The sequence below is a fragment of the Streptomyces sp. Inha503 genome, from assembly GCF_047215865.1.
Lineage (GTDB): Bacteria > Actinomycetota > Actinomycetes > Streptomycetales > Streptomycetaceae > Streptomyces > Streptomyces lycopersici.
Genome location: NZ_CP178360.1, coordinates 10,676,892 through 10,689,884, shown reverse-complemented (window position 1 = coordinate 10,689,884; position 12,993 = coordinate 10,676,892). Strand labels below are relative to the sequence as shown.

General features: G+C 72.0%; 3 protein-coding genes. All 3 read left to right on the top strand.

Features of this window, described 5'->3' with window-relative positions:
- Positions 1-13: 13 nt before the first annotated feature.
- The 3 genes from ACJX2R_RS44565 to ACJX2R_RS44555 all read left to right on the top strand — a co-directional run bounded on the left by ACJX2R_RS44565 (position 14) and on the right by ACJX2R_RS44555 (position 12,990).
- On the top strand, positions 14-6,619 hold the full coding sequence (locus ACJX2R_RS44565) for an SDR family NAD(P)-dependent oxidoreductase (protein WP_413104734.1): 6,606 nt from the start codon (positions 14-16) through the stop codon (positions 6,617-6,619).
- A 90-nt stretch (positions 6,620-6,709) separates the two neighbouring features.
- A complete protein-coding gene (locus ACJX2R_RS44560) occupies positions 6,710-12,556 on the top strand; it encodes a type I polyketide synthase (RefSeq protein WP_413104733.1) in 5,847 nt (1,948 codons plus the stop codon).
- The gene (locus ACJX2R_RS44555) at positions 12,553-12,990 is read left to right on the top strand and encodes a nuclear transport factor 2 family protein (RefSeq protein ID WP_413104732.1); all 438 of its coding nucleotides are present in this window, start codon (positions 12,553-12,555) and stop codon (positions 12,988-12,990) included. The genes ACJX2R_RS44560 and ACJX2R_RS44555 overlap by 4 nt, the downstream gene beginning before the upstream one ends.
- The last annotated feature ends 3 nt before the right edge of the window (positions 12,991-12,993 follow it).

Here is a 12,993-nt window from a genome sequence, read left to right as displayed (position 1 = left end):
GAGCCTCCGCTAGATGTCGAACGAAGAGAAGCTGCTCGACCACCTCAAGTGGGTCACGGCCGAGCTGCGCCAGACCCGTGAGCGTCTGCGGGAGGCCGAGTCCGCCGAGCCGGAGCCCATCGCGATCGTGGGCATGGCCTGCCGCTATCCGGGGGGTGTGCGCTCGCCTGAGGAGCTGTGGCGGCTGGTACGGGACGGCGAGGACGCCGTCTCCGGCTTTCCCACGGACCGGGGTTGGGGCGTTGAGGAGCTGTTCGACCCGGATCCCGAAAGCCATGGGAAGTCCTATGTGGACCAGGGCGGATTCTGTTACGACGCGCCCGAGTTCGACGCGGCGTTCTTCGACATCAGCCCCCGCGAGGCCCAGGCCATGGACCCTCAGCAACGGCTGCTGCTGGAGACCGCGTGGGAGGCGTTCGAACGCGCCGGGCTCAACCGGTCGTCGCTGGGCGGCAGCAACACCGGGGTGTTCGCCGGGGTGGGTTCGCATGACTATCTGTCGGTCATCGGCGACATCACCAGTGAGGTGGAGGGCTACGTCGGGCCCGGGAACCTCGGCAGTGTGGTGTCCGGCCGGGTGGCGTACACGCTCGGCCTCGAGGGGCCCGCGGTCACGGTGGACACCGCGTGTTCCTCGTCGCTGGTCGCCATCCATCTGGCGTGTCAGGCGCTGCGCGGCGGCGAATGCGATCTGGCCCTGGCCGGTGGTGTGGCCGTGATGGCCACACCCGGCGCGTTCATCGAGTTCTCCCGTCAGCGCGGCATGGCCCCGGACGGCCGCTGCAAGCCGTTCGCGGCGGCCGCCGACGGCACCGGATGGGGCGAGGGCGCCGGGTTGATCGTCCTGGAGCGCCTGTGTGAGGCGCAGCGCCGCAACCGCCGGGTCCTCGGGGTGATCCGGGGTTCCGCGGTCAACCAGGACGGGGCCAGCAATGGTCTCACGGCGCCGAACGGGCCCTCGCAACAGCGGGTGATCCGGCAGGCCCTGGCCAACGCGCAGCTGTCCACCGCCGAGGTGGACGCGGTCGACGGGCACGGCACCGGCACCACTCTCGGCGACCCGATCGAGGCGCAGGCGCTGCTGGCCACGTACGGCCAGGGCAGGCCGGAGGACCGGCCGCTGTGGCTCGGCTCGATCAAGTCCAACCTGGGGCATACGCAGGCCGCCGCCGGTGCGGCCAGTGTGATCAAGATGGTGATGGCGATGCGGCATGAGCTGCTGCCCGCCTCGCTGCACATCGACGAGCCGACGCCGCACGCCGACTGGGCGTCGGGTGCGGTGCGGCTGCTGACCGAGCCGGTCGCGTGGCCGCGTGGGGAGCGTCCGCGCCGGGCCGGTGTGTCCGCGTTCGGGATCTCCGGTACGAACGCCCATCTCATCCTGGAGCAGGCACCCGCCCCCGCCGGGACGCCGCCCGTCGCAACGGTGCCGACCGATGGCGACAGCGATGGTGTTTCGGCGGGTGGTGTGGTGCCGTGGGTGGTCTCCGGGCGTGGCGCCGAGGCCTTGCGCGGTCAGGCACGGGCACTGGCCGAACGAATGGCCACCGACCCCGAGACAACAGCGGAGGAAGTCGGCTGGTCACTCATCGCCACCCGGTCCGTCTTCGACCACCGCGCCGTCATCGTCGGCCAACACCGCGACGAACTCCTGACCGGACTCAACGCCCTCGCCACCGGCAACACCCACCCCACCATCATCGAACCGAATACCACCACCGGCGGCGGCATCGGTATGGGCCCCGTCCTGGTCTTCCCCGGCCAAGGCTCCCAATGGCTCGGCATGGGCGCCGGACTCCTGAACACCTCACCCGTCTTCGCCACCCGCGTAGCCGAATGCGAACAAGCCCTCGCCCCCCACGTGGACTGGTCCCTGACCGAAGTCCTGCGCGGTGGAGTGGACGCCGCCGACCTCGCCCGCGTCGACGTCGTACAGCCCACCCTGTGGGCCGTCATGGTCTCCCTGGCCGCCGTATGGGACCACCACGGCGTCACCCCAGCCGCCGTCGTCGGCCACAGCCAAGGCGAAATCGCCGCCGCCTGCGTCGCCGGAGCCCTCTCCCTCGACGAAGGCGCCCGCATCGTCGCCCTCCGCGCCCACGCCCTCCGCCGCCTCACCGGCCACGGCGCCATGGCCTCCCTCACCCTCAGCCAAACCCACACCCAACAACTCCTCACCGAACTCGGCGAAAACGCCCAGGCAGTAGGCATCGCCGCCGTCAACGGACCCGGCTCCGTCGTCATCTCCGGACCACCCGAACAAGTCACCCACACCGTCACCGCCTGCCAACAAACAGGCCACCGCGCCCGCCTCATCGACGTCGACTACGCCTCCCACAGCCCCCAAGTCGACGAAATCGCCGGGGAGTTGCGGGACGTGCTGTCGGGGATCGAGCCCGTCCAGGCGGAAGTGGCGTTCTACTCGACGGTCACCGGCGCCCGCATGGACACCAGCGAGCTCGACACCGCGTACTGGGTCAGGAACCTCCGCGAACGAGTACGGTTCGCCGACGCCGTACGAGCACTCCTCGACGACGGCCACCGCGTGTTCATCGAAGCCAGCACCCACCCCGTCCTCACCATCGGCATGCAGGAGACCTTCGAGGAAGCCGGTGTGCCCGCGGCCGCGGTGCCGACCCTGCGCCGCGACCACGGCGACCACGCCCAGTTGCTGCGGTCGGTGGCGCAGGCGTTCACCGCCGGAGTCGACGTCGACTGGACCCGCTGGTTCCGCACCGACCCCGCACCCCGCGTCATCGACCTGCCCACCTACGCCTTCCAGCGGCGGCGGTACTGGCTGGACGGGCGGGGTGGCCACAGTGGCGACCCGGGTGACCTCGGGCTGGGGTCGGCGGAGCATCCGCTGCTCGGCGCCGCCGTGGAACTCGCGGAGGGCGGCGCGCAGCTGCTGACCGGCCGGCTGTCGCCGCGGACCCATCCGTGGCTGGACGACCACCGGGTGCTGGACACCGTCCTGCTGCCGGGCACCGCCTTCGCCGAACTCGCTCTGCACGCGGCCGCGCGAACCGGCTGTGACCATGTGGCGGAGCTGACCCTGCACGCGCCACTGGTGATTCCGCGGGGAGAGGCGGTCGATGTGCAGATCGCCGTGGCCGCTCCCGATCACACGGGCGAGCGTCCGATCACGGTGTATTCACGGCCGTCGGCCGACACCGGTGACACGGCCTGGACCCGGCATGCCACCGGTGCACTCGCCACCGCCGCCGCACCCAACTCCCCAGCCCTGGACGGCGCCTGGCCACCCCCCGGGGCGACACCGCTCCCCGTCGAGGACTTCTACCAGCGACTCGCCGACCACGGATACCACTACGGACCGTCCTTCCAGGGCCTCACCGCCGCTTGGCGGCTGGACGGCGACGTCTACGCCGAGGTGTCCCTGCCCGAAGGGGAGCGCGGGGGCGCGGCCGCGTACGGCATCCATCCCGCCCTGTTCGACGCCGCGCTGCACGCCCGTGCCCTGGATGTCGCCCCTGACTCAGAGGAGGCGCACCGGATCCTGCTCCCGTTCACCTGGAGCGGTCTGCGGCTGTGTGCCACCGGCGCGGACACTCTGCGGATCCGCATCACCCCGACGGCATCGGACCGGCTCGCCCTGCTCGCGGCCGATCCGACCGGCGCGGCGGTGGCCGTCGTGGACGATCTCATCCTGCGCCCGGTGCCGGACGGGCAGTTGGGCCGGGCCCGTACGGCGGGGAGGAATTCGCTGTTCCAGCTGGCCTGGACGCGGATGACACCGGCCGAGGGCACCTCCGCGTGCCGTTCCGTCGTGATCGGTCCGGACGGCGGTCCCCTGTCCGACGCGCCGCCCGATGCCTCCCACCTCCCCGATATGGCCGCCGTGCGGGCGGCGGTGGCGGACGGGGGCCCGGCCCCCGATGTGGTGTTCGCCTTCTTCGGCTCCTCCGCCGATGGCCGCGGCGATCCGGTGGAGCGCACCCATGACCTGGGCGGGGAGGCCCTTGGGGTGTTGCGGGAGTTCCTCGCCGCTCCCGAATGCGCCGACGCCCGGTTGGCGGTGGTCACCCGTGGGGCGGTCGCCCCGCAGAGCCATGACGATGTGCACGATCTGCCCGCCTCCGCCGTATGGGGTCTGGTGCGCAGCGCCCAGTCGGAGAACCCTGGCCGGATCCTGCTGCTCGACCTCGATGACCGGGATTCCTCGCTACGGGCCCTGTCCGACGCCGTGGCCTCGGGCGAGCCCCAGCTGGCGCTGCGGGACGGGGTGGCGTACGTACCGCGGCTGGTCCATGACGACGCGGCCAAGCGGCTCACCCCGCCGGAGGGGTCGGCCACATGGCGCCTGGGGCTGACCGGCCACGGCAGCCTGGACCAGCTCGCGCTGGTCGACTGCCCGGACAACACCCGCCCGCTGGGCCGGGGCGAGGTCCGGGTGGCGCTTCGGGCGGGCGGGGTGAACTTCCATGACGTCGTGGTGGCGCTGGGCATGGTGGAGGACCCCAGGCCGCTGGGTGGCGACGGTGCGGGCGTGGTCATCGAAGTGGGGCCCGGCACCGAGGAGTTCGCCGTGGGCGACCGGGTCATGGGCCTGTTCAACGGCACCGGACCGCTGGTGGTCACCGACGTCCGGATGATCACCAGGATCCCCGTGGGGTGGTCCTACGCACAGGCGGCCACCACACCATCCGCCTTTCTCACGGCCTACTACGGTCTCGCCGATCTCGCGGGGCTGCGGGCCGGAGAGAAGCTGCTGCTGCACGCGGCCACCGGTGGGGTGGGCCTGGCGGCCGTGCAGCTGGCTCGCCACTGGGAGGCCGAGGTGTTCGCCACGGCGGGACCCGCGAAGTGGCACGCCCTGCGGGAACGTGGTTTCGACGACCGTCATATCGCCTCCTCGCGCACCCTCTACTTCGAAGAGGTGTTCCGCGCCGCCGCCGGAACGGTCGATGTGGTGCTCAACTCCCTGGCCGGTGACTTCATGGACGCCTCCCTGCGGCTGCTGGCCCCCGGCGGTCGCTTCATCGACATGGGCCGGACGGATGTCCGTGACCCCGAGGAGGTCGGCGCCCGGTGTCCGGGGGTCGTCTATCGGGCGTTCGACCTGGTCGGCGGGGCGGGGCCGGACCGTATCCAGCAGATGCTGGCCGAGTTGTCGACGCTGTTCGAGAACGGGACGCTGCAACCGCTGCCGACCACGCTGTGGGACATCCGCCGGGCCCCCGAGGCGTTCCGCTACTTCAGCCAGGCCCGCCACATCGGCAAGATCGTGCTGACGCTCCCCACCGCCCTCGACCCGGAGGGCACGGTCCTCATCACCGGTGGCACGGGCACTCTCGGCGCCGCCACCGCCCGACATCTGGTGGCCCACCACGGCGTACGGCGGCTGCTGCTCATCAGCCACCGGGGCACCGACGCCCCGGGGGCCACGGAGCTGGCGGCCGAACTGACCGAGCTCGGCGCACACGTCTCCATCGTGGCGTGTGACGTGGCCGACCGGGCCGCCCTGGCCAAGCTGCTGGAGAGCGTGCCCGACCGCCATCCACTCACCGCCGTCGTCCACGCCGCCGGGCTGCTGCGCGACGCCACGGTCGAGGCGCTCACACCTGATCAGCTCGATGAGGTGCTGCGGGCGAAGGCCGACGCGGCGTGGAATCTGCATGAGCTCACCCGCGACGCCGGGCTGTCGGCGTTCGTGATGTTCTCCGCGGCGGCCGGGCTGCTGGGCGCCGCGGGCCAGGGCAACTACGCGGCGGCCAACGCCTTCCTGGACGCGCTCGCCGTGCACCGTCATGCCCAGGGCCTGCCCGCCACCTCCCTGGCCTGGGGGTACTGGGCCCAGGTCACCGGCATGACCGGTGGGATGACCGACACCGACCGGGCACGGCTGGCGCGGGCCGGGATGGTGGGGCTGGAGACCGAACAGGGCCTCGCGCTGCTCGACATCGCGCTCGACAGCGGCCTGCCGACCCTGGCGCCCATCCGGCTCGACCTGGCCACCATGCGGCGAGGGGCCCATACCGACGATCTGCCGCCCCTCTTCAGGAGCCTGGTGCGCGGCGCCGCCCCGCAGGCGGCCACCGCAGCCGTGGCCTCGGGCGGGGCGGCACCGGCCGAGGCGTTCGCCGCCATGTCCGGGGAGGACCGGCAGCAGGCACTCCTCAAGCTGGTGCGCAACGCCACGGCGACGGTACTGGGCCATGACACGGCGGATGCCATCCACCCCGCCCAGAACTTCCGGGAGCTGGGCTTCGACTCGCTGACCGCCGTGGAGCTGCGCAACCGGCTGGGTGCCGCCACCGGTCTGCGGCTGCCCGCCACCCTGGTCTTCGACCACCCCACGCCCACCGCGGTGGTGCGGCTGCTTGAGGAGCTCCTGGTCCCGGCCGGGGCGGCGGCTGCGGACTCGCTCCTCACCGGTCTCGACTCCCTCGACGCCGCCCTGACCGGGGGGATCGCCGACCGGGAGCAACAGGCCCGGATCGCGGCCCGGTTGCGGGAGCTGCTGCGCAAGGCGGACGGCCCGTGGCAGGACGCGGACGGCGACGACCCCGAGGAGGATCTGGCGTCGGCCAGCGACGAGGACTTGTTCCGGGCGCTCGACAACGAGCTGACCGTCCCCTCCGACGACAGTCTCCGATGAATCGGGACCGCTGGACCAGGACCACTGGACCAGGACCGCTCAATCAAAACCGCTGGATCAGGACAGCCGTGACGATCGGGTTGATGCGATATGACGGATGACGAGAAGCTCCGCAGCTATCTCAAGCGGGCGACCGCCGATCTGCGTCTGGCCAGGCGGCAGTTGCGCGAGGTCGAGGACCGCGCCCGGGAGCCCATCGCCATCGTCGGGATGGCCTGCCACTTCCCCGGCGATGTGGCGACCCCCGAAGATCTGTGGCGGGTGGTGGACGAGGGCGTGGACGTCATCTCCTCGTTTCCCGAGGACCGTGGCTGGGACCTGGAGAGCCTCTACGACCCGGATCCGGAGCACGCCGGCACCAGCAGCGCCCGCGAGGGCGGATTCCTCCGCGATGTGGCCGACTTCGACGCCGAGTTCTTCGGGATCAGCCCCCGTGAGGCCGCGGCGATGGATCCGCAGCAGCGGCTGCTGCTGGAGACGGCGTGGGAGGCGTTCGAACGCGCGGGGCTCACGCGGGAGGCGCTGAGCGGCAGTGCCACCGGGGTGTTCGCCGGGGTGGACTCGTACCACTATCTGTCGCTCATCGGCCAGACGACCAGCGACTCGGCGGGCTATGTGGCCACCGGAAACCTCGGCAGCGTGGTCTCGGGCCGGGTGTCGTACTCGTTCGGCCTGGAAGGGCCCGCGGTCACGGTGGACACGGCGTGCTCGTCGTCGCTGGTGGCCACGCATCTGGCGGTGCAGGCGCTGCGGCAGGACGAGTGCTCGCTGGCCCTCGCGGGCGGGGTGACGGTGATGGCCACGCCCGGTGGGTTCACCGAGTTCTCGCGCCAGCGCGCACTCTCCCCGGACGGGCGGTGCAAGGCGTTCGCCGCGGCGGCCGACGGCACGGGTTTCTCCGAGGGCGTCGGCCTGGTGCTGCTGGAGCGGCTGTCGGACGCGCGGCGCAACGGGCACCGGGTGCTGGCGGTGATCCGGGGTTCGGCGGTCAACCAGGACGGGGCCAGCAATGGTCTTACGGCGCCGAACGGGCCCTCGCAGCAGCGGGTGATCCGGCAGGCCCTGGCCAACGCGGGGGTGTCGCCGTCCGAGGTGGACGCGGTGGAGGCGCACGGTACGGGCACCACGCTGGGCGATCCGATCGAGGCGCAGGCGCTGCTGGCCACGTACGGCCAGGGCAGGCCGGAGGACCGGCCGCTGTGGCTCGGCTCCATCAAGTCCAACATCGGGCACACCCAGGCCGCCGCCGGGGTGGCGAGCGTCATCAAGATGGTGCAGGCCCTGCGGCATGAGGTGCTGCCCACCTCGCTGCACATCGACGAGCCGACACCGCATGTGGACTGGGACGCGGGCGAGGTGCGGCTGCTGACCGAACCCGTCGAGTGGGGGGCGAACGGACGACCGCGCCGTGCGGGTGTGTCGTCGTTCGGCATCAGCGGTACGAACGCCCATCTCATCCTTGAGCAGGCCCCCGAGCCGGTCGAGGCCGCCCCCGCGCCGGACACCTCGGGGGGCGGGGTGTCGGCGAGTGGTGTTTCGGCGGGTGGTGTGGTGCCGTGGGTGGTCTCCGGGCGTGGCGCCGAGGCCTTGCGCGGTCAGGCACGGGCACTGGCCGAACGAATGGCCACCGACCCCGAGACAACAGCGGAGGAAGTCGGCTGGTCACTCATCGCCACCCGGTCCGTCTTCGACCACCGCGCCGTCATCGTCGGCCAACACCGCGACGAACTCCTGACCGGACTCAACGCCCTCGCCACCGGCAACACCCACCCCACCATCATCGAACCGAATACCACCACCGGCGGCGGCATCGGTATGGGCCCCGTCCTGGTCTTCCCCGGCCAAGGCTCCCAATGGCTCGGCATGGGCGCCGGACTCCTGAACACCTCACCCGTCTTCGCCACCCGCGTAGCCGAATGCGAACAAGCCCTCACCCCCCACGTCGACTGGTCCCTGACCGACGTCCTGCGCGGTGGCGTGGACGCCGCCGACCTCGCCCGCGTCGACGTCGTACAGCCCACCCTGTGGGCCGTCATGGTCTCCCTGGCCGCCGTATGGGACCACCACGGCGTCACCCCAGCCGCCGTCGTCGGCCACAGCCAAGGCGAAATCGCCGCCGCCTGCGTCGCCGGAGCCCTCTCCCTCGACGAAGGCGCCCGCATCGTCGCCCTCCGCGCCCACGCCCTCCGCCGCCTCACCGGCCACGGCGCCATGGCCTCCCTCACCCTCAGCCAAACCCACACCCAACAACTCCTCACCGAACTCGGCGAAAGCGCCGAGGGGGTGGGTGTAGCCGCCGTCAACGGACCGGGGTCCGTGGTGGTCTCCGGACCACCGGACCAGGTCGCCCACGCCGTCACCGCATGTGAACAAACAGGCCATCGCGCCCGCCTCATCGACGTGGACTACGCCTCCCACAGCGCCCAAGTCGACGAAATCGCGGATGAGTTGAACGAACTCCTCGCCGGGGTCAAGCCGGTGTCGGGCCAGGTGGCGTTCTACTCGACGGTCACCGGCACCCGCATGGACACCAGCGGACTCGACACCGCGTACTGGGTCAGGAACCTCCGCGAACGAGTACGGTTCGCCGACGCCGTACGAGCACTCCTCGACGACGGCCACCGCGTGTTCATCGAAGCCAGCACCCACCCCGTCCTCACCATCGGCATGCAGGAGAGCATCGAGGAGGCGGGGGTCGACGCGGTCACCATCCCGACCCTGCGACGCGACCACGGTGGCGCGGCCCAGCTGGCGCGGTCGGTGGCGCAGGCGTTCACCGCCGGAGTCAGCGTCGACTGGACCCGCTGGTTCCGCACCGACCCCGCACCCCGCGTCATCGACCTGCCCACCTACGCCTTCCAGCGTGAGCGGTACTGGCTGGACGGAGAGGGCGGGCCGGGTGGCAACCCAGCCGATCTGGGGCTGACGGCCGCCGGGCATCCGCTGCTCGGCGCCGCCGTGGAACTCGCCGACGGCACCACTCATGTGCTCACCGGGCGGATCTCCACCCGGTCCCATCCATGGCTCGCCGAGCATGTGGTGGCGGGGGCGGTGCTGGCGCCGGGCGCGATGCTGGTGGAGTGGGCGCTGCGTGCGGCGGACGAGGTCGGCTGCGGCGGGGTGGAGGAGCTGGCGCTCCAGGTGCCGCTGGCGCTGCCCGAGTTCGGTGGGCTGCGGGTGCAGGTGGTGGTGGGCGCCGCGGCGGAGGACGGGCGGCGTGAGGTGCGGATGTACTCACGTCCCGACCGGCCCGACCGGCCCGACCGGCCCAACGCCTCCGACGACCCCAACACCGCCAACGGCCTCGGCCACGCCCCGGCCCTCGATTCCGGCCCGGACACGGGGTGGGTGTGTCATGCGGTGGGCGTGCTCGCACCCGCCGCCGAGGCCCCCGCACCGGTGGAGGGCCTGGGCGGGGCATGGCCGCCGCCGGGCGCGGAGCCGCTGGATGTCGGCGCCTTCTACGGGCAGGTGATGGCGGCGGGATACGGCTACGGCCCGGCGTACCAGGGCCTGACGGCCGCGTGGCGCCAGGGCGGGGATGTCCTCGCCGAGGTGGCACTGCCCGATGCGGCCGGAAGCCGGGACGGATTCGGCATCCATCCGGTGCTGCTGGACGCGGCGCTGCATCCGTCGCTGCTGATGGACCGGCCCGAGGGGCAGGAGGACGACGGCCAGGTGTGGTTGCCGTTCGCCTGGAACGGCGTGTCTCTGTGGGCCACCGAGGCGGCCACGGTACGGGTCCGGCTGTCCCGGGACGAGGAGCGGCAGTCGCTGCGGCTGACGGTGGCGGACACGGTGGGCGCGCCGGTGCTGACGGTCGACTCGCTGGTGACCCGTCCTGCCGCGACCGACCGGCTGCGCACGGCCGCCCGTGCCGTGGACGGGCTGTTCACCCTGGACTGGACTCCGCTGCCCGCTCCGGCCACCGCGCCCTCTCCCGACTCGGTGGTCGGTGAGGGTGGTTGGGTGGTGCTGGGCGAGGACCCGCTGAGGCTGGCGGAGCCGGTACGGGCGGGCACGAGCGATGCGGTGGCGTGCCATCCGGACCTGGATGCGCTGATCGCGGCCGTCGAGGCGGGCGAACCCGCTCCTGCCGTCGTCCTGGCCCATCCGTACGCCGCCGAGGGCGGCCACGGGGACGGGCTGGAGGCGACCGAGGAGCTGCTGGGGCTGGTGCAGTCCTGGCTGCGGCGCCCGGCGCTGGCCGACACGCGGCTGGTGGTCGTCACACGGGGTGCCGTGGCAGCGAGCCATACCAACGAAAACACCGACGACACCGACGACACCACACTGGACCCGTCCGGCGCCGGGGCGTGGGGGCTGATCCGCAGCGCCCAGTCCGAGAACCCGGGCCGGTTCGTCCTGCTGGACCTCGCCGAGGACCACGAGGACCACGAGGGCCACGCGGACCGCGAGGGCATCGTGGAGGCCGTGGTGCGCGCGATCGACGCGCATGAGCCCCAGGTGGCGGTGCGGGACGGACGGGTGCTGGTGCCCCGGATGGTCCGTGCGACGGCCGCGACCGGCCCGGCCGTCGATGGCCAGGACGAGGAGCGGACCACCGGGCTCGACACCGAAGGCACCGTGCTGATCACGGGTGGCACCGGCACCCTGGGCGCTCTGGTCGCCGAACACCTGGTGCGCGCATGGGGCGTCAGGCATCTGCTGCTGGTGAGCCGGAGCGGCCCGGAGGCGGCCGGTGCCGATGAACTCACCGATCGGCTGACCGAGTTGGGGGCGCGGGTACACATCACCGCGGCCGATGTCGCCGACCCGGACGCGGTGGCCGATCTGGTGGCCGGGGTCGATCCCGCGCATCCGCTGACCGGTGTGGTCCACGCGGCCGGGGTGCTGGACGACGCCGTCCTCACCACCCAGACCCCGGAGCGGCTGGCGCGGGTGTGGCGTCCGAAGGCCACGGCCGCGGCCCATCTGCACACCGCGACCGCGGAGCTGCCGCTGTCCCTGTTTGTGATGTTCTCCTCCACGGCGGGCACGCTGGGCGCCTCCGGGCAGTCCAACTACGCCGCTGCCAACGCCTATTGCGACGCCCTGGCCGCCCGGCGGAGCGCCCTCGGCCTGCCGGGGCTCTCGGTGGCGTGGGGCCTGTGGGCCGACGCCAGTGGCATGACGGGGCATCTGGGGGAGACGGACCGGGCCAGGATGAGCCGGTCGGGCATCGGGGCGATGTCCAGCGAGCGGGCGCTGGGGCTGCTGGACGCCGCCGTGCGCCACGGCCACCACCATCTGATCGCCATCGACCTGGACGTACGGGCGCTGGCGGGCCGGCCGGCCCTCACCCTGCCCGCTCCCCTGCGGGCGCTCACCGGTGGCGGTACGGCCCGGCGCACCGCGGCCACGGCCCGGCCGCACACCGACTGGGCCGGTCATCTGGCCGCGCTGCCGGTGCAGGAGCAGCGCCGTACGCTGCTCAATCTGGTCCTCACCCATGCCGCGGCGGCGCTGGGCCACTCCGACCCGGGGCGGATCCAGACCGAGCGTGGCTTCCTGGAGCTCGGTTTCGACTCGCTCACCGCGATCGAACTGCGCAACAGGCTGACGGCCGTGACCGGGCTGCGGCTGGCCACCACCCTCATCTTCGACCACCCGAATCCGGCCGCGCTCGCCGTCCATCTGCATGCGGAATTGGCGCCCGAGGATGTGGATCCGCTCGCCCCGATGCTGGGCGAAATCGACAGGCTGGAAAGCGCGCTGCTTTCCGTAGCCCAGGACGGGACGGCACATGAGGCGCTGTTGAAGCGCCTTCAGTCCACGCTGTCGAAACTGGGTGCCCTGCACGGCGGCGGAACGGAGGAAGGCCAAACGGCCGGCCGCATTCAGGACGCCACGGCCGACGAGATCTTCCAGTTCATCGACCAGGACCTGGGCCGAAGCGAAAGCGACGGAGAGCATGCACATGGGGGCACACGGTGATTGACGAGCGAAGCCGGAAGAAGCTCATTCTCGAGCACAGCCGCCGGATGAACGCCGCGGATGTCGACGGGCTTCTCGAACTCTACGCGGACGAGGTCACATTCGAGGATCCGGTCGGTTCGGGGCGCAGGACCGGGCGGGACGCCCTTCGTGCGCATTTCGAGGAACTCACCGCGGCGGGTATCACCGAGATTCCCGGTGAGCCGGTCGCCGGGCAGGACGGGGTGCATGTCCTGGTGCCGGTGACGGCCACCATGAACTATCTGCCCAAAGGTCCCGGCTTCGCCGAGCGCGGCTGGCTGGTGGCTCAGGACGCCCCGGAGAACTCCCGCATCACCTGGGAGTACGTCCTGATGATGCGCGCGGGGGCCGGTGGCCTCATTCAGGAACTGAAGATGTTCTGGGGGAGGTCGGACATTGGTATCGCCGACTGATTC

Bases quoted from the DNA above. Each gene is read 5' to 3' on its own strand.
- ACJX2R_RS44565 (WP_413104734.1), top strand. From the start codon at position 14: ATGTCGAACGAAGAGAAGCTGCTCGACCACCTCAAGTGGGTCACGGCC.
- ACJX2R_RS44560 (WP_413104733.1), top strand. From the start codon at position 6,710: ATGACGGATGACGAGAAGCTCCGCAGCTATCTCAAGCGGGCGACCGCC.